General features: G+C 61.1%; 15 protein-coding genes and 1 other RNA gene. 9 read left to right on the top strand and 7 right to left on the bottom strand.

Annotated features, from left to right (window positions below):
- The first annotated feature begins 57 nt into the window (after positions 1-57).
- The 5 genes from Q0562_RS07935 (at position 58) to Q0562_RS07920 (ending at position 5650) form a co-directional block, all read left to right on the top strand.
- Entirely contained in the window at positions 58-2055 is a 1998-nt protein-coding gene (locus tag Q0562_RS07935) for a UvrD-helicase domain-containing protein (protein WP_298643283.1), read from the top strand.
- A gap of 35 nt (positions 2056-2090) precedes the next feature.
- Positions 2091-3578: a tetratricopeptide repeat protein gene (locus Q0562_RS07930; protein WP_298643281.1), complete on the top strand. Its 1488-nt coding sequence runs from the start codon at positions 2091-2093 to the stop codon at positions 3576-3578.
- 18 nt (positions 3579-3596) lie between these two features.
- On the top strand, positions 3597-4880 hold the full coding sequence (locus tag Q0562_RS07925; protein ID WP_298643280.1) for a PHB depolymerase family esterase: 1284 nt from the start codon (positions 3597-3599) through the stop codon (positions 4878-4880).
- 147 nt (positions 4881-5027) lie between these two features.
- Complete coding sequence (locus Q0562_RS13770; RefSeq protein WP_366144734.1) at positions 5028-5438, top strand: IS1 family transposase; 411 nt, start codon at positions 5028-5030, stop codon at positions 5436-5438.
- Positions 5402-5650, top strand: coding sequence for an IS1 family transposase (locus Q0562_RS07920; protein WP_298643278.1), 249 nt, complete (start codon positions 5402-5404; stop codon positions 5648-5650). Before Q0562_RS13770 ends, Q0562_RS07920 begins: the two co-directional genes overlap by 37 nt.
- A gap of 157 nt (positions 5651-5807) precedes the next feature.
- Here the strand turns inward: Q0562_RS07920 and ssrA are convergent.
- Positions 5808-6156, bottom strand: a transfer-messenger RNA (tmRNA) gene (ssrA, locus tag Q0562_RS07915).
- A gap of 94 nt (positions 6157-6250) precedes the next feature.
- Between ssrA and Q0562_RS07910 the strand changes: the two genes are divergently transcribed.
- Positions 6251-7864: a SulP family inorganic anion transporter gene (locus Q0562_RS07910; RefSeq protein ID WP_298643276.1), complete on the top strand. Its 1614-nt coding sequence runs from the start codon at positions 6251-6253 to the stop codon at positions 7862-7864.
- Positions 7865-7948: 84 nt separating this feature from the next.
- Here the strand turns inward: Q0562_RS07910 and Q0562_RS07905 are convergent, their stop codons facing one another.
- The 6 genes from Q0562_RS07905 to Q0562_RS07880 all read right to left on the bottom strand — a co-directional run bounded on the left by Q0562_RS07905 (position 7949) and on the right by Q0562_RS07880 (position 14350).
- Positions 7949-8779 (bottom strand): hypothetical protein, encoded by an 831-nt coding sequence (locus Q0562_RS07905; protein WP_298643274.1) that lies wholly within the window; start codon positions 8777-8779, stop codon positions 7949-7951.
- Positions 8776-9729 carry a 1-phosphofructokinase gene (gene pfkB / locus Q0562_RS07900; RefSeq protein ID WP_298643272.1) on the bottom strand — a complete coding sequence of 318 codons (954 nt, stop codon included), beginning with the start codon at positions 9727-9729 and terminating at the stop codon, positions 8776-8778. Before pfkB ends, Q0562_RS07905 begins: the two co-directional genes overlap by 4 nt.
- A 336-nt stretch (positions 9730-10065) precedes the next feature.
- Entirely contained in the window at positions 10066-11328 is a 1263-nt protein-coding gene (gene rho / locus Q0562_RS07895; RefSeq protein ID WP_298643270.1) for a transcription termination factor Rho, read from the bottom strand.
- A 51-nt stretch (positions 11329-11379) separates the two neighbouring features.
- Positions 11380-11703 (bottom strand): thioredoxin, encoded by a 324-nt coding sequence (trxA, locus tag Q0562_RS07890; protein WP_298643268.1) that lies wholly within the window; start codon positions 11701-11703, stop codon positions 11380-11382.
- A gap of 236 nt (positions 11704-11939) precedes the next feature.
- Positions 11940-13010, bottom strand: coding sequence for an A/G-specific adenine glycosylase (gene mutY, locus Q0562_RS07885; RefSeq protein ID WP_298643266.1), 1071 nt, complete (start codon positions 13008-13010; stop codon positions 11940-11942).
- A complete protein-coding gene (locus tag Q0562_RS07880; protein WP_298643264.1) occupies positions 13010-14350 on the bottom strand; it encodes a sodium-dependent transporter in 1341 nt (446 codons plus the stop codon). Before Q0562_RS07880 ends, mutY begins: the two co-directional genes overlap by 1 nt.
- A gap of 170 nt (positions 14351-14520) precedes the next feature.
- Here Q0562_RS07880 and Q0562_RS07875 point away from each other — a divergent pair, with 170 nt between their 5' ends.
- The 3 genes from Q0562_RS07875 to Q0562_RS07865 all read left to right on the top strand — a co-directional run bounded on the left by Q0562_RS07875 (position 14521) and on the right by Q0562_RS07865 (position 18828).
- Positions 14521-15576, top strand: a complete 1056-nt coding sequence (locus Q0562_RS07875) for a hypothetical protein (protein ID WP_298643262.1) — start codon at positions 14521-14523, stop codon at positions 15574-15576.
- A gap of 6 nt (positions 15577-15582) precedes the next feature.
- Entirely contained in the window at positions 15583-16539 is a 957-nt protein-coding gene (gene epmA, locus Q0562_RS07870) for an EF-P lysine aminoacylase EpmA (protein ID WP_298643261.1), read from the top strand.
- A 222-nt stretch (positions 16540-16761) separates the two neighbouring features.
- Positions 16762-18828 (top strand): oligopeptide transporter, OPT family, encoded by a 2067-nt coding sequence (locus Q0562_RS07865; RefSeq protein ID WP_298643259.1) that lies wholly within the window; start codon positions 16762-16764, stop codon positions 18826-18828.
- Positions 18829-18927: the final 99 nt, after the last annotated feature.

Below are 18927 nucleotides of genomic sequence, written 5' to 3'. Positions count from 1 at the left end.
TCAGAACGCTTCCACACCTTGCGCTACAATGCCCACCCGCTCACACCCCGTCTCCTTATGACCACCGCTATTTCCGCCCTGAATCCCCAACAAACCGAAGCCGTCACCTACCTCGGCGGTCCGCTGCTCGTCGTTGCCGGCGCCGGCAGTGGCAAGACCGGTGTCATCACGCAGAAAATCGCCTGGCTGGTGCGGCAGGCGCGTTATCAGGCGAACAGCATCTACGCCCTCACCTTCACCAACAAAGCCGCACGGGAGATGGGCGAGCGGGTGCGCGCCATCCTCGGCAAAGAAGCGCGCGGCCTGCATATCTCGACCTTTCACCGCCTGGGCCTCGACATCCTGCAAAAAGAACACCTGGCGGCAGGATTGCGGCGCAACTTCACCATCTTCGACGCCCGTGACGGCGCGACCCTTATCAAGGAACTGAGCAAACAGGAAGACGACGCGCAAGTCCGGCAGATACAGGCGCAAATATCGGCCTACAAAAACGCCAACATCGCGCCCGCCACCGCGCGCAGCCTCGCCCAAAACGACGAACAGGTGCTGGCCGCGCACATCTACCACCACTACAACGAACGCCTGCGTGCCTACAACGCCGTCGATTTCGACGACCTTATCACCCTGCCGCTTGCCCTTTTCAAAAACCATGACGACGTGCGCACCCGCTGGCAGCACCGCATCCGCTACCTGCTCATTGACGAATACCAGGACACCAACGACAGCCAGTACCAACTGCTGCAACTGCTCGTCGGCGCAGCCGCCGCCTTCACCGCCGTCGGTGACGACGACCAGTCCATCTACGCCTGGCGCGGCGCGCGGCCGGAAAACATCGCCCACCTGCACGAAGACTACCCGACCCTGAAAACCGTCAAACTCGAACAAAACTACCGCTGCCACCAGAAAATCCTCACTGCCGCCAACGCCCTGATCGCCCACAACCCGCACATCGTCGAAAAAGCCCTGTGGTCCACCCTGACCGAGGGCGAAGGCGTACACGTCATTGCCGCGCGCACCGACGAAGGCGAAGCCGAACAAATCATCCGCGACATCCACCTGCGCAAAATCCGCGAAAACCGCAAAAACAGCGACTTCGCCATCCTCTACCGCAGCAACATCCAGGCGCGCCAATTCGAACAACAACTGCGCGAACAAAACCTGCCCTACAAAATCAGCGGTGGCACCGGCTTCTTCGAACACAGCGAAATCCGCGACCTGCTCGGCTACCTGCGCCTCATCAACAACCCCGACGACGATGCCGCCTACCTGCGCGTCGTTAACACCCCCAAGCGGGAAATCGGCGCGGCCACGTTCGCGAAACTTGGCGAATACGCCGCGCGCCGCCGCGTCTCGCTCGCAACCGCCGCCGGCGAAATCGGCTTCGCCAGCGAAATCGGCAACAAAGCCTACCAGCACCTGCAAACCTACAACCAATGGCTGCGGCAAATGCAGCGCGAAGCCGAAAGCGCCCTGCCGCTCGACATCCTGAACCGCGTCATCAACGACATCGAATACGACGACTACCTCTACGACCTGCACAAAACCCCGGCCAAAATCGAAGTCCGGCAAAAACGCGTCAACCAACTGCGCGACTGGATCGGCAAACTGCAAGAAGAACGCGACAGCCTCGACGCCCTCATGCAACACCTCACCCTGCTCGACATCCTCGACCGCCAGGAACAAGAACAAGACGCCATCCAGCTCATGACCCTGCACAGCGCCAAAGGCCTCGAATACCCCATCGTGTACATCGCCGGCTGCGAAGAAGAACTCCTGCCGCACCGGAACAGCCTGGAAAACGACGACGGCATCCGCGAAGAACGCCGCCTGCTCTACGTCGGCATGACCCGTGCCAAAGAAACCCTCATCCTCAGCTACGCCAAAACCCGCCGCCGGGGCGCCGAACTGCAAACGAGCGAGCCCAGCCGTTACCTCGACGAACTGCCCGAAGACGGCGTGCAATGGCACGACGGACGCACCCCGCCCGACCCCGCCGTCGAACAACAAAAAAACGAAGAATTCTTTGCCGACCTGCAAACAATGCTGCGACAATAAAGCCACACACCGGCACACAAACCAAGGAGCAACCCGTGAGCCTGCTGAAAAAAAACAAAAAAAACCTGACCCTCGAAGAACAGCACGACGCCGAACAATACGCCGCCTGGTACCAGGAAGCCCAGCAAGGCGATGCCACCGCTCAATTCCGCATCGGCTGGATGCAGGCCAACGGCCACGGCGTCGCCCAGGACGACCGCCGCGCGCTGGACTGGTACCAAAAATCCGCCGCCCAAGGCTTCGCCGCCGCCCAGTGCAACCTCGGCTGGATGTATGGCGAAGGCCGGGGCGTTGAAAAAAACGACGAACAAGCCGCCTACTGGTACGAAAAAGCCGCCATCCAGGGCGACAAACAAGCCCAATACAACCTCGGTAACCTCTACATCGCCGGCATCGGCGTAGAAAAAGACGAACGCCGCGCAGCCTTCTGGTTCGTTCAGGCCGCGCAGCAGGACGACGTCGAAGCCCAATACAACCTCGGCAACCTCTACTTCCGGGGCGAAGGCGTCACCCAGGATGACCGCCGTGCCGCGCGCTGGTACGAAAAAGCCGCGCAACAAGGCTACGCCAAAGCCCAATGCAACCTGGCCATGATGTACGAACGTGGCCGGGGCGTCGCGCAAAACCCCGAAATCGCCGCCGAATGGTACGGCTGCGCTGCCGAACAGGGCGACAGCAAAGCCCAATACCGCCTCGGTCTGCTCTACGAAAAAGGCGAAGGCGTGCCGCAGGACGACAACATGGCCTACTACTGGCTGGAAAGCGCCGCCGCCCAGGACAACGAAAGCGCCATCGCCCGCCTCGAATACTACCAGGAGCGCACCGTGGTGGACTGGTACCGCCAGACCACCAACCAGGGCACCCCACCGCTTGCCGACGACGGCGAACACTACTACGACATGACCTACGACGGCGCAACCGACTACTACCCGCTCGGCGTCCTGCACCGTGAAGGCTGGCAAAAACTCGACGAATACCAGCAAAGCCTGAAAAGCATCGAATACAACATCAGCCCCGAAGCCATCGCCGCCGTCGAAGCCGAAAACAAGCGCAGCCCCATCTGGATCGACCCGATTGCCGACGAAGACGACAACGACGCCTACTACGACCCCATCCTCAATACCCGCGAAAACAACGGCCTCCTGTACAGCGACGCCGGCTACCGCCGCGCCATCGCCAGCTTCAACCGTGCCGCCCGCCACGCCGCGCACAGCTTCGAACAGGCCGCCAGACAGGGCAACAGCGATGCCCAATACAACCTCGGCGTCATGTACGAGAACGGTCAGGGCATCGAACAAGACTACGCCCGTGCCGCCTACTGGTACGAACTCGCCGCCGAACAAGGCCACGCCCGCGCCCAATACCAGCTTGGCAACCTCTACCGCGAAGGCCTCGGCGTCAAAGAAAACCCGGCCATCATGGAAGCGTGGTGGCAACGCGCTGCCGCGCAAGGCCTGCAACAAGCCGCGCGCCAGCTCGACAAATGGCAGCACGGCCATCCCCGCCACGCACACAGCGCCTGACGCACGGCCGAAGCCCCCATGAAAAGAAGACGCTTCCTGTTGCACGGCGCCGGCACCACCCTGCTACTGGCCGTCCCGGTGCCTGCCGCCGCCAACCGCCCGCAGACGGCCATTGCCATCACCCGTGTCTATGGCGACGGGATGCGCCTGGACGCCGTCGCGCTGGCCTACCCGCAGTCCGTCAGCAAAGACCGGCTGGACAGCACGCCATACCGCGTCATCGGGCGGCACATCATCGCCGCGTACCCTGCCGCGACGGCAGATGGTGCCCCGGCAGATGAAGGACGCTACGTCATCCTGCAACTCGACCCGCAAGATACGGACGCGCTGCTGGTCAAAAAACAAAAGCCTACAGCGCAACAGCAGGCGAAAACTGCCGGTGGCGGGCCGGGTAAAGCGGGCGATATCCAGGAAAGCGCGCCGACCCTCGTACCGGCACAGGCCGACATCGACATCGGCGGCGAGACCATCACCACTACCGCCGTTATCAACAAAACCTGCGACGACTTCACCCAACACAGCTACACCGACCGGGAAACCGGCAAAACCGTGCGCTACAACCTCTACACCCCGCGCCATCCGGAAGCGGGCAAGCGCTACCCGCTGGTGCTCTTCATGCACGATGCGGGCGTGACCGGCAGCAACACCAAGGCGACGCTTTATCAGGGCAACGGTGCCATCGCCTGGGCAGAACCCGCCGCGCAAGCGGAAAATCCCTGCTACGTCCTGGCACCGCAATTCAACGAAATCATCGCCGACGACGACTCACACACCTCTGCCTACCTCGACGCCACCCTCAACCTCATCCGCACGCTGGAAAAAGAACACCCCATTGACCCCGCCCGTCGCTACGCCACCGGCCAATCGGGTGGCGGCATGATGAGCATCGCCATGAACGTCAAATACCCCGACTTCTTCGCGGCGAGCTACCTCGTCGCCTGCCAGTGGGATCCCGCCGTCGTCGCCCCGCTGGCACAAAGCCGTCTTTGGATCATCGTCTCGATGGATGACGACAAAGCCTACCCCGGCCAGCTCGCTATCCTCGAAGTCCTCGCCCGATACGGCGCGAAAATCGCGCGCTGTCAATGGGACGCCCAATGGAATCCGGGCGAAATCGCCGCTGCCTTTGCCGCAATGGACGCCGAACACGCCAACATCAACTTCGTTGCCTACCGCAAGGGCAGCGTGTACCGCGCCGGCGAAGAAACGGGCGGCAGCAGCGGCCATACCAACACCTGGAAATACGCCTACGATCTTGACCCGGTACGCGCCTGGATCTTCCGCCAGCGTCGGGAAGGGTAATAAATAGGAATAAGACAAGGCGGCGCGCCGAAAATCATACAGATAGCACGGTGAGGCGAACCAACACCATATCATTTTTTGGTGGTGTTCTGAAAAGTATGCTGACAGGCTTGTTGGTAAAACAGAGACTAAAAAAGCAACAGGCAGATGCGTTATGTCGTGTCTGTGAAAATACAATCAACACTCTGTTGCCCCCGTTGCCACGGGCAGAGTATAAAGAAAAATGGCACCAAGCGCGGCGGCAGGCAAAATTACCTCTGCAAAGATTGCGGTCGCCAATTTATTGGCAACCATAATTTGGCCTATATTGGATGTCGCTCAGACATCATTAAGATTATCCTCAAAATGCCGGTTCGTCATTGTGGCATTCGTGATATTTCCGAAATAACGGGATGCAGCAGGTACAAGGTGCAGAAGGTACTAAAAACGTCGCAACGCCATGTTCTTCCTGAGAAAAATCATTATGATGCTTTAAAGGTTGACGAACTTTGGACTTTTGTTGGCAGTAAAAAGAACAAGGTATGGCTTACACTTATGACCGTGGTAGCGGTGAGATAGTGGCTTATGCCCGAGGGAAACGGGATATTGCCACAGTTAGGGAATTGGAAGCACGTTTAAACGATCTAAAGAGTACTTACGGGAATATCGTAATGGATAAGTGGCAGAGTTTTGCTGAAGTATTCGGCAGTGAAAAATCGAATATTGACAAGAAATATACGGTGGGAATTGAAGACAATCATTGCCGTCTGATACATTGGACAACATTGTAGGGTTGTTCTAGGTAACTGGCGATTGCCCCACATTTTGCCCCACGGAACGGGCTGGATGCAATAAGACAACATAAGACAGGATAAGACGAAAGATAAAGAAAAACCGCTGAATCAACAGCGGTTTCTTGACAACATTGGACAGGATAATAATGATGGGTGGTGGAGGCGGGGGGATTTGAACCCCCGTCCGGAAACACGCAACCTTCGGTACTACATGCTTAGGCGCGTTTTTGATTTAATGGGCGTGCAGCCAACGGCCAGGCAACCCGCACACGATTCCGCTTGATTTAACTACTTGTCGGCGGACGCGGCAAGCAGCGGTTCTGTAAAAATGCCACTCAGTTTGAACGTACAGACACATTCAAGTGAGCGTCAGCGGGAATTAAGCCGCCAAAGCGTAGTTGTCGTCGTTTGCAACTATTGATTTGAAAGGGATTTACGAGGTTCTTTCATCCTCGGCATGCACCTGGAGTCTTGTCATCCCCGTCGAATCCAGGAACGCCCCCAAGTGCGCGTGATTATAGTCAGCCTCGCGCGGGAAATCCAGTAGCGGCACGCCTGTGTACGGCGTAGAATCCGCGCTTTTTTGAGGGAAACATCATGATTGCCTGGATAGAAGCCCGCCGTGCCGGGCTGTTTGCCCGCCCGTACTGGTTACGCAACATCATCGCCGGTGTTATCGTCGGCATCGTCGCCCTGCCGCTGTCCATGGCCTTTGCCATCGCCACCGGTGTCAAGCCGGAACAGGGCATCTACACCGCCATCGTCGCCGGTCTCATCGTCTCGGTCTGCGGTGGTTCGCGCGTACAGATTGCCGGGCCCACCGGCGCCTTCATCGCCATTCTCGCCGGCATCACCGCGCAATACGGCTTCGACGGCCTGCAAATCGCCACCGTCCTTGCCGGCATCATGCTGTTCTTTATGGGGCTTTTCCGCCTCGGCACGATGATCCGCTTCATCCCGATGCCGGTCATTCTCGGCTTTACCGCCGGCATCGGTGTCGTTATCTGGGTCGGTCAGTGGGCTTCCTTCTTCGGCCTGCCGAAGGCAACAGGCGCGCATTTTCACGAACAATTCTGGGCATTGCTGCGCAGTTTTCCGCAACTGCATCTCGCCACCACTGGCATTGCCCTCATGTCGCTGGCATTGCTCATCATCGTGCCGAAAATCGCCTTGCTGCGCCGCATTCCCTCGCCGATGTGGGTGCTTATCGCCGCCACCGTCCTGCAAAGCGTTTGTCAATTTGACGGCGTTGCCACCATCGGCTCCGCCTACGGCGGCATTCCGCAAAAACTGCCGACCTTCGCCCTGCCGGACTTTAACTGGACGAAAATCACCACCCTCATCCTGCCTGCCTTCACCATCGCCATGCTCGGCGCCATCGAATCGTTGCTCTCGGCGGTCGTCGCCGACGGCATGACGGGCACACGGCACAGCTCCAATCAAGAGCTTGTCGGTCAGGGGCTGGCCAATATCGTCACGCCGTTCTTCGGCGGCTTTGCCGCGACCGGTGCCATCGCCCGCACCGCGACCAACATCCGCCAGGGCGGCAACAGCCCGCTGGCCGGCGTTGTCCACGTGCTGACCCTCATCCTCATCCTGCTGGTTGCCGCGCCGCTTGCCGCCAACATCCCGCTTGCCGCGCTGGCCGCCATCCTCTTTCAAGTCGCCTGGAACATGAGCGAGCCGAAACGCTGCCTCAATATGCTGCGCCGCGCGCCGCGTGCCGACAACGCGCTCTTCCTCATCACCTTCGTCCTCACCGTTTTCGTGGATCTCGTCGTCGCGGTCAACATCGGCGTCATCCTCGCCACCCTGCACTTCCTCGGGCAAATGGCGAAAGCGGTCGAAGTCAAAAAAGGCGAACACAGCAGCGACAGCGAAGCGCTGCCTGATGACGTGCAAATGTTCATCGTCAACGGCCCCTTCTTCTTCGGCGCGATGGAGAAATTCGAGAAAACCCTCGCCGATATCAACACTCAACCGCGTGCCGTCGTCCTGCGCATGCGCTGGGTACCGTACATCGACATGACCGGCATCCTCACTCTGGAACGCGTCATCGCCGATTTCCACAAGCGCGGTATCCGCGTCCTCATCTCCGGGGCGAACGAACAAGTCCGCGCCAGTCTCAGCCGCAGCGGCGTACTCGCCCTGCTCGGCGAGGAAAATTTCATGCGCGATTTTGATGCGGCAGTGGCGGCACTCAAAGCATAAAGAACAACAGAGAAGCCGGACATTGTCCGGCTTCTCTGTACTCCGTTGTGATTCATTTGCCGAAATCCGGCGGCATCTGCCCGCTCAGGGATTGCTTCCGGTTGTTGTGACAGGTGTCGCGGTCTGTTGTCCGTCTGCCGGATTTTGCCGGGTGACGGAAGGAGCGGCGGCGGATGCGTTGTTTGCCTGCACGGGGATTTGCACCGCCGATATTCGCGGCAGTTGCAGTTCATCCAGCACCTTGTTGGCACATTGCAACGCAGTTTCCTGCGCGTAGCTGCGGATACGGGCGGCGTCGTTTTCCAGCCACTGTTCCCGCGTGAGCGCCTGTTCGCTTTTGCGGTCACACCAGAGGGTACGCTTGATTTTTGCCGCCGGCAGCTTCAGGGTGATGTCGCCGGCGTATTCCAGGGTAAAGGTATCGCCCTTGCCATAGTAGAGGTGCCAGGCGACAGGCGTAGTGCTGATGGTGAGGTTGTCGTCTTTGGGAGCGACGGTTGCCGGATAGCGTTCAGCCAACAGTTTGTTGAGGACGCGGGTCGGTTCGCTGGTGTAGATTTCTTCGGCCGCTTCTTGGCGGACTTTGTTTTTGACGGCACCTTGCAGCGGTTGTCCATCGTTACTGAAGCGATCGCGCGGACCGTCGCCTTTGGGGCTTTTATAGTTGTAGCTGCCAGTCAGTATGGCGAAAGCGATATTGACCCCGACATCAGTGCCGACTTTGCCGCTGCGGGTATGGACAAGCAGCGGCTCTTCGTAGCCGACCGGCAGCGGCTGCACCACGATGTCGTGGCTGCGCACGTAGGCGAGTTGTTCCGGCGTCAGTGACGGATCGCCTCCGCCGAGCAAGGCGCAGCCCGCTAGCATCATGGGGATGGTGGCGGCGCACAGGTTGCGGGTGGTGGCGCGCTTCATGTGCGGCTTTCGCCTTCGCGGGTGATGACGACCCAGCCTTTGAGCTGTTCGATGCGCTGCTGGCCGGGCAGGTAGGTGCCGACATGTTCGATGTTGGACGCACTGTATGCGGTAGCGGTGCGCGCCATTTCGGCGATGTCGCGACCGAGCAGCAGGCCGCGAATAGTGCCGGCGACCATGGCATCCCCTGCGCCGACGGTGCTGGCGACGCGCACACGCGGCGGTTTGGCATGGACGGCTTCGTTTCTGGTGACGAACCAGGCACCCTTGCTGCCCATGGAGACGACGACGATTTTCATGCCGCGCTCGATGAAGCCGCGCGCTTCGCGGATGATGTCCGCGTCGCTTTCGAGTTCGCGACCACACATTTCTTGCAGCTCGTGAATGTTGGGTTTGATCATATCGGGCAGGATGGTGGCATTCATGGTTTCTTCGAGGGCCTTGCCGCTGCTGTCCACCACGATGTATTCAAATTTGCCGTGATATTTGGCGACGATGCGGGCATAGAGGTTTTTTTCGACGCCGGCGGGCAGGCTGCCGCCCATCATCAGCACGCGCGCGACGCCGATGTTCTGCTCGATATAGTCCCACAGCTGCTGCTGGTACTCTTCGGGAACGAAGAGGCCGGCCGGGTTGATGTCGGTGGTTTCGCCGTTGCTGCCATCAACGATTTTGATGCAGGTGCGGGTTTCGCCGGGGATGCGGATGGCGTGGTCAATGACGCCGTGCTTTTTGAAGGTGCGGACGAAGCGCTCTTCGTTGTCCGCTCCCATGAAGCCGGTAGCACTGGTGCTGATTCCGGCATCGGCAAGGTTGATGGCGACGGTAAGTCCTTTGCCGCCGACGGTAATATCCACCGCCTGCGCGCGGTTGACAGTGTCGCGCTGCCAGCCGTCCACGTGTACGGTCATGTCAATGGCAGGATTGGCAGTGATGGTGATGACTTCCATTGGTTCTCCTTGGATTTTTGGGGGTTAGTCGGTGCCGCAAGCGGCGGGTGGAGATTAAATTTAGTAAAAATTTGCGAGCATTATACGGTGTCATCGGGCGGGCGGCGGTTTTTTGTACGCATGGCGGGTTGGTGCAACAACCGGCGCTCATTCTCAAGAGTGGCATCATGTTTTCTTGTTGCATTTCATGATGTTGCCCGCCTATCGTGATGGATTCCCCCGTTCGCGCGGTTTTGTATCGCATAACCCCGCCTCCCCCCAATCACTGTTTGCGGCATGGGCGGCCACCATGACGGGTGCTACCCCCAAGTGTGCTTGCGGTTCAATGGCAAGCGGTTATTTGACGTTCTTCATCGACTGGAAGAATTCTTCGTTGGTTTTGGTGTTTTTCAGGCGTTCCAGCAGGAATTCGCTGGCTTGCAGTTCGTCCATCGGATGCAGGATTTTGCGCAGTATCCAGGTTTTTTGCAGTACGTCCGGCTCAATCATGAGTTCTTCACGGCGGGTGCCGGAGGGGTTGATGTCGATTGCCGGGAAGATGCGTTTTTCGGCGATGCGGCGGTTCAGGTGCACTTCCATGTTGCCCGTGCCCTTGAATTCTTCGTAGATGACTTCGTCCATTTTCGAGCCGGTGTCCACGAGGGCTGTCGCGATGATGGTGAGCGAACCGGATTCTTCGGTGTTGCGTGCCGCGCCGAAGAAGCGTTTGGGGCGTTGCAGGGCGTTCGCGTCCACACCGCCTGTGAGGATTTTGCCGGAGGCGGGGGCGACGGTGTTGTAGGCGCGGGCGAGGCGGGTGATGGAGTCGCAGAGGATGACGACGTCTTTTTTGTGCTCGACCAGGCGCTTGGCTTTTTCGATGACCATTTCCGCAACCTGGACGTGGCGCTGCGCCGGTTCGTCAAAGGTGGAGGAGATGACTTCGCCCCTGACGCTGCGCTGCATTTCGGTAACTTCTTCCGGGCGTTCGTCGATGAGCAGGACGATGAGGTAGCACTCCGGGTGATTGTGGGTGATGGATTGGGCGATGTTTTGCAGCATCACGGTTTTGCCCGCTTTCGGCGGCGAGACGATAAGACCGCGCTGGCCTTTGCCGATGGGCGCGATGAGGTCGATCATGCGCGGGGTGATGTCTTCGCTGCTGCCGTTGCCGATTTCGAGTTTGAGCATTTCATCGGCGTGCAGCGGGGTAAGGTTTTCAAAGGGGATTTTGTGCCGTGCCGCGCCGCGTTCGTCGTAGTTGATGGTGTCGATTTTGGTGAGGGCGAAGTAGCGTTCGTTGTCTTTCGGCGGGCGGATTTTGCCGCTGATGGTGTCGCCGGTGCGCAGGTTGCAGCGGCGGATGAGATTGGGCGAGACGTAGATGTCGTCGGGGTTGGCCTGGTAGGAGTTGACTTCGGCGCGCAGGAAACCGTAGCCGTCCGGGATGAGTTCAAGGGTACCGTCGCCGGTGATTTCTTCGCCGCTTTTGGCGTGCGCTTTGAGGATGCTGAAGATGAGGTCTTGTTTGCGTTTGCGGGAGATGTCGTCTAATCCCATGGATTCGGCGAGCGCAAGGATTTCCTGGGAGCTTTTCTGTTTGAGGTCGCTGAGGTTCATTGAGGTGTGTATGCGGTAATGAATGCCCCCGCGCATGGCGGGGGCGGGGGTTTAGATGTGGTGTTTGACGAAGGCGAGCAGGGCGTTTTTGTCCGCCAGGCCGATGTGGCTGTCAACCAGCGCGCCGCCCTTGAAGAGGAGCAGGGTCGGGATGGAACGGATGCCGTAACGGGCGGAGAGGTCGTTGTTCTCGTCCACGTTCACTTTGACGATTTTCAGTTGTCCGCCGGTTTCGGCGGCCAGCGCGTCCAGTTCGGGGGCGATCATTTTGCACGGGCCGCACCATTCGGCCCAGAAATCAACGAGGACGGGGATGGTCGAGTTCAATACTTCTGCCTGAAAGTTGGCTTCGCCAACAGCGATGGCATTACTCATGGGGAATCTCCAATGGATAGGTAGGGAATGCCCCTCCGCTTGCGCAGGATGCGGCAGGTTATGGTCGGCGGGAGGGATATAGAAAACCGCGCAGCTGCGCGGTTGGAAGCGGCGCGCAGTATAAGCGCGGGGCGGGCAAAGTTCAACAGCGCCGCCGGTGGCTCCGTTTGCGGGCAGGCGGCGGGGCGGCATCACGCCACTCCGCTTGCCCTTTTGCGGGAAACGGTTCTTTGGACTCAATCCGCCGCCCGTGTTTCGATCAGGCGGCGCACCGGCGCGGGCAGGCCTTTGCCGAGCGCGTCGGCACGCGGCAGCCAGTCGGCGGGGGCGACCGGGTTTTTGATGCGTACGGCCAGCGGGGTGATGTGCAGGGTGTAGTGGGTGAAGCTGTGGCGGATAGCGGGCAGGACGCGCTGCGCCATGATGTCGCCGAGGCGGCGGGCGGCGTGCAGGGCGGCATCCGCATCATCGTATTCCGGCAATGACCACAGGCTGCGCCAGATGCCGCTGTCGGGGCGGCGGTAGAGGTGGACGTTGTCGCCGCTGCGGGCGAGCAGCATCACGGTGGTTTTTTCCGGTTTGGTTTTGGCGCGGCGTTTTTCCGGCAGGGCGGCGGTGGCGTTGTGCGCGAAGGCGTAGCAGTCGGCGGCGACGGGGCAGGCGGCGCAGTGCGGGCGGCTGCGCGTGCAGAGGGCGCTGCCGAGGTCCATCAGCCCCTGGGTGTAGCGGCGCAGGGTGGCAGCATCATCCGGCAGGCGCGCTTCGGCCTCTATCCACAATGCCTGCTGCGTGGCGGGGCTTTCCGGCGTGCCGTAGATGCCCGCATGGCGGGCGAGGATGCGTTTGACGTTGCCGTCGAGGATGGCTTCTTTGTGGCCGTAGGCGAAGACAGCGATGGCGGCAGCGGTGCTGCGGCCGACGCCGCGCAGGGTTTCCAGCGCGGTGCGGTCGGCGGGGAAACGGCCGCCGTACTCGCGCATCACTTGCCGCGCGGCATGGTGCAGGTTGCGCGCGCGGCTGTAATAGCCGAGCCCCGACCAGCAGGCGAGCACGTCATCTTCTGCTGCGGCGGCGAGCGCGGCGACGTCGGGGAAGCGGGCGAGGAAGCGCGGGTAGTAGGCGAGCACGGTCGCCACTTGCGTCTGTTGCAGCATGATCTCCGAGAGCCAGACGCGGTAGGGGTCGTCGCTTTGCCACGGCAGGTGGTGCCGCCCGTGCAGCACCTGCCAGGCGGCGATGCGGGCGGCAAAGGGCGACAAGGCGGCGGGATGGACCGGTGAGGCCAAGGCAAGAGCGGCTTGGTGCATCAAATGATACCGATGCCGCGCAGGAAGATGATGATGATGGCAAGCGGCGCGACAAAGCGCACGAGGAAATACCACAGACTGAACAGCCAGCCGGGCAGGTTGCTGCCGGTCATCGCTTCCCGGCGTACGGCGTCTTTGTGCCATGCCCAGGCGGTGAAGACGGCAATCAGCAGCGCGCCGAGCGGCATCGCCCAGCCGGTCACGAGGTAGTCGAGGGTGTCGAAAATGCCGCGTGCGCCGATGAGTTGGACGCCTGCCAATTTGCCGAAGGACAATGCCGAGGGGATGCCGCAGAGGAAGATGGCACCGCCGACGGCCCAGGTGTAGCGGGCGCGGGTCTCCGGCTTTTTGTAGGCCAGCACGGCGACGATGTTTTCCAGCATGGAGAAGGCCGAGGTCAGGGTGGCAAAGAGGACGAGCACCATGAAGACGACGAAGAGCGGGATGCCGAGCGGCAGTTTGGCGAAGACGGCGGGCAGGATGGCGAAGATGAGGCCGGGTCCCTGGTCGGGCTGGTAGCCGAGGGCGAAGACGGCGGGGAAGATGACGAGACCGGCCAAGAGCGAGATGGCGAGGTTCATCCACACCACGCTGTTGGCGCTGCGCAAAAGGTCGTAGTCGTCACGCAGGTAGGAAGCATAGGTAATCATCACCGAGACGCCGATGCTGAGGGCAAAAAATGCCTGACCCAGCGCGGCGAGCAGGGTTTCGCCGGTGAAGTTCGACCAGTCGGGTTTCAGCAGGAAAACCACGCCCTGCCAGGCGCCGGGCAGGGTGAGCGAGCGCACGGCAAGGAGCAGGAACATGATGAAGAGGGCGGGCATCATGTATTTGTTCGCCTTTTCGATGCCCTGGCTGACGCCCGCGCTGACGACGTAGATGGTGGCGGCCATGAACAGCCCCTGGAAGAGGACGGCCTCGCCGGGATTCGCGATCATCGCGGCGAAGAAGTTGCCGTAATCCATGCCCGCGCTCAGGTCGCCGGTCAAGCCGTGGTAGATGTAGGCGATGACCCAGCCGCCGACCACGCTGTAAAACGAGAGCAGGACGAAGCAGGTGATGACGCCGAGCCAGCCAACCAGCGGCCAGGCGCTGCCGGGGCGGATGCGGTGGAAGGCCTGGATGGCGTTGTGGCGGCTGTGGCGGCCGATGACGAATTCGGCGACCAGCACCGGCGCGGCGACGAGGAAGGTCATCACGGTGAAGAGCAGGAAAAACAGCGCACCGCCGTGCGTGCCGGCGGTGTAGGGGAATTTCCAGATGGCACCGAGGCCGATGGCGGAACCGGCGGCGGCAAGGATGAAACCGAGGCGGGAAGTCCAGTTGTCTTGTTTTCTCATGGTTATGGGTAAGTTGGAAAAAAGGGGCGACATTATGCCCGTTCCGGCGTTTATCCCCTACCAACCGGGTGCGCAGGCCCCGCTTGGGATGGTCTCTAACCTATCCGTAAGCGTCGGCAACCCTGCGCCGCCTTACCATACCGCCATCCTCCATCCATCCGGGAAAACCCATGCAAAAACAGCACATCCTCAGCCTTTTCCTCGCCTGCGCGGCAAGCAGCGCCCAAGCGGAAATACTCTGGCAGGACGACCCGCAGGACATCTATGCGGCGGGATACTTCTGGCCCGCCTATAACGAATACATGCAAACCTTCCCGCGCGAGCCGCTGGCCGCCGCCAGACTGGGGCAGTTGTGGGGCATCTTCGCGCGTGAGGCGGGCTCGGACGCGACCCGTTCGCAGTGGCAGGGCTGGCAGCAGGCGGAACAACGCTATCGCGACGGCAAATACAGCGAGGCGCTGGCGGCCTTCCTGCCGCTTGCGGAACACGGCAACACCCTCGCGCAACTGCGCATCGCCGACCAGTACTCGGAAGGCAAGGGGGTGCCGGTGAGCGGCGAACATGCGGAAATCTGGTATTCGCGCGCCGCACAAACCCTGCCCGGCGGCGCCTATCCGCTCTATGACGTGCAAATCCATGCGGCGGATGCCGAAACGCGCTACCAGTTGGCGCAAATGTACCTGCTGGGCGCGGGCGTGCGCGAGGACGCGCGGGCGGCGGACATCATGCAGGCGCTCGCCGCCGAAGGGCTGGCAAAGGCGATGCTGGACCTGTCCGATATGTACGGCGGCGACGGGGCGCTGCCGGCAGACCCGGCGCAGGCCGTCCACTGGCGCGAAGAGGCGGCGGCGCATGGCGATACCGCCATCCGTTTCCAGGTCGCCGCAGTTTACGCACAGGAAAAAAATGACGGCCGCGCCCGCTACTGGTACGAGCGCGTGGCGGCAGACGGGAAAGACGGCCTGTTGACCGGCATGGCGCTGGATTATCTGTACAACTTCGCCGTCCGCCTGGGCGATGCGGCGCAGGCCGGCATCTGGCGCGACAAAGCGGTTGCCACCTGGCGGCCGCAGGCCGAGGCGGAAGACGCCTACGCACAATCCCGCCTCGGCGACCTCCTGAGCCGGGGCGATGCCGCCGACCTGCCGCAGGCGCGGCAATGGCTGGAAAAAGCCGCCGCGCAGGGCGATGAAGAAGCGGCAAAACGCTTGCGGGAACTCCGCTGACCCGCCATGACCCATCTCCTACGTGAGCGCCTGCAACGGCGCGCCGATTTCCTCGCCGCCATCCGCGCCTTCTTCGCCGCGCGCGGCGTCATCGAAGCCGACACCGCGCAACTGCGCGCCTGCGGCGTTACCGACCCGCAACTCGTCCCGCTTGCTGCCGACGGCGGCTATCTGCAAACCTCGCCCGAATACGCGCTGAAAATCCTGCTCGCGGCGGGCGCGGGCGACCTCTACCAACTGGCGCACGTCTTTCGCGGCGAAGAAGAAGGGCGCAAACACCGCCGCGAATTCATGCTGCTCGAATGGTACCGCTGCGGCTACGACCACCTGCGCCTCATGGACGAAGTAACCGCCCTTGTCCATGCCCTGCTGCCCGCCAGCCGCGACCGGCCGGTGCGCCGCACCCCCTACCCCGCCCTCTTCCGCGACCGCTTCGGTATCGACATCCACCACGCCGACGACGCCGCCATCCGCCGCCTGGCCACCGCGCACATCCCGGAAAGCGCCGCTTGGCCGCTGACGCGCGACGCCATGCTTGATCTCCTTTACAGCCACTACATCGAGCCGCAGCTGGGGCGCGGCGCGCTGGAATACATCTGCGACTACCCGCCTTCTCAGGCGGCGCTGGCGCGCATCATCGAAAACGCCGACGGCGAAGCGGTCGCCGCCCGCTTCGAGCTCTATATCGACGGCATGGAACTGTGCAACGGCTTCTGGGAACTGGCAGACGCCGCCGAACAGCGCGCCCGCTTCCTTGCCGACAATCGCGCCCGCGTGCAGGCGGGGCTGCCGCAAATCCCGCTTGATGAAGACTTCCTCGCCGCCCTCGCGCATGGCCTGCCGGACTGCGCCGGTGTCGCCCTAGGCGTGGATCGCCTGCTCATGCTGGCAAGCGGCGCGGCGCACATCGAGGAAGTCATGCTGCCGGAACGCCTCTGCAAGCGGGATTCCCTGCGCGGATGACGCAACGCCGCCTCCGCGCCGCAACATTTCCTCCGCTCGTTCAGGCGGTGAGCGAGAGCCGCCCGGCGGCAATTTGCACGCATCCGGGATGTGAATACACACAAATTTCCACAAACGTATCGTTCTTTACCGTGTTAATCACGTTTTTTTATGTGGATTTACATTGACTTTTGTTAAGGTGCAGGACAGAATAACGCCTGAACATCATCAGGAGACTTTTCTATGTCACAAACAGCATCCCATGATCCGTTTGCCGATTACCGCGAGCTGACGCTGCGCGGTATGGTGCTTGGCGCCCTGCTTACGGTCATATTCACTGCGTCCAACGTCTATCTCGGCCTCAAAGTCGGGATGACGTTTGCCTCGACCATCCCGGCGGCGGTCATTTCCATGGTTGTCCTCAAATTTGCACACGGCAGCAACATTCTGGAAAACAACCTCGTCAAGACCCAGGCCTCCGCCGCAGGCACCATTTCCAACATCATCTTCGTCACCCCCGGCCTGCTCATGATCGGCTACTGGGCAGGCTTCCCCTTCTGGCAAACGACGCTGGTCGCCATCGGCGGCGGCATTCTCGGCGTCATCTTCACCATCCCGCTGCGTCTTGCCATGGTGGTGCACACCGACCTGCCCTATCCGGAAGGCGTCGCTGCGGCGGAAATCCTCAAAGTCGGCTGCCCCGATCCGCATTTTGACGACAAGATCGAAGGGCAGACCAGCAGCGGCATCAAGGAAATCATCACCGGCGGCGTGATTGCCGGGGTGATGAGCTTCTGCACCGCCGGTTTCCGCATCATCGCCGACAGCGCCAGCTTCTGGTTCACCAGCGGCAAAGCCATCTTCCAGGCACCGATGGGCTTCTCCTTCGCCCTGCTCGGCGCGGGCTATCTGGTCGGTCTTGCCGGCGGTATCGCCATCCTTATCGGCATGTGCCTGACCTGGTTCGGCATCGTGCCGTACATCACCGCACACACGCCGCTGCCTGCCGACACCACCATCATGGATTTCGCCACCACCATCTGGAAGAGCAAAGTCCGCTTCATCGGCGCCGGCACGCTCGCCATCGCCGCCGTGTGGACGCTCATCACCCTCTTCAAGCCGATGATGGAAGGGCTGAAAATCTCCTTCACCGCATTCAGCGGCAGCAAGGCGGAACTGGCGGAACACCGCGCGGAAACCAACCTCTCGCCGAAAGCGATGATTTTCTGGATGGTAGCAATGGCCATCCTGCTTTTCTTCTGCTTCCGCTACTTCGTCGGCCGCGTCGAAATGCCGCAAAGCACTGCCTGGATCCTCATCATCGCCTGCGTGCTGCTGACCTTCATCATCGGCTTCCTCGTCGCCGCCGCCTGCGGTTACATGGCCGGCCTCATCGGCTCCTCTTCCAGCCCGATTTCCGGCATCGGTATCGTCTCCACCCTCATCATCTCGCTGGTGCTGCTGCTGCTCAGCGAAATGACGGGCTTCCTCGGCATGCAGGAAGGCAACAGCCAGTTCATGATTGCGCTGGTACTTTTCTGCGGCACGGCGGTCATCTCCGCAGCGTCCATCTCCAACGACAACCTGCAAGACCTGAAAACCGGCTACCTGCTCAAAGCCACACCGTGGCGGCAACAGGTCGCGCTTATCATCGGGGTCATCGTCGGCTCGCTCGTCCTCGCCCCGGTGCTCGACCTGCTCTACAACTCCTACGGCTTCCAGACGCCGTTTAACGAGCTCGGTGCCGTGCTGCCGCGTGACACCATGAATGCCGACCATGCCCTCTCCGCCCCGCAGGCCACCATCATGGCGCAAATCGCCACCGGCATCTTCACCCGCAAACTGCAATGGACCTTCGTCCTCATCGGTCTAGGCGTCGGCGCGGCCGCCATCGTCATCAACCTCATCCTGAGGAAAATCACCAACGGCCGCCGCAGCCTGCCGCCGCTTGCCATCGGCATGGGCATCTTCCTGCCGCCGTCTTTGACCCCGCCGCTGATTATCGGTGCCGTCCTCGGCGCAGTCACCATAGGGCTAGTACGCAAACGCCACACCGCCGACCGCGAACTTGCGCTGAAAAAGGCCGACCGCACCGGTACGCTTTTTGCCGCCGGGCTCATTGTTGGTGAAAGCCTGGTTGGTGTCATCGTCGCCCTGATTATCGTGATTTCCGCCACCAGCGGTGGTTCCGAAGCCCCGCTGGCGCTGAACCTGCCCAACTGGGACAGGGCAGCGGAATGGATCGGCCTCGCCGCCTTCACCGCCTGCGCGCTGTTCTTCGGCAAACGCATCGTCGATTCCGCACGGTAAGCGGCTTTTACCAAAAGCGAAGCGCCCCCAAAGGGGCGCTTTTTTATAGCCGTTTCCTTCGTACACGACAAAAAAGCCCCTCCCCCATTGGGGGAGGGG

The sequence above is a fragment of the uncultured Cardiobacterium sp. genome, assembly GCF_938028825.1.
Lineage (GTDB): Bacteria > Pseudomonadota > Gammaproteobacteria > Cardiobacteriales > Cardiobacteriaceae > Cardiobacterium.
Note: the sequence above shows the minus strand (reverse complement) of the source record. Positions and strands in the feature narration are given on the sequence as shown.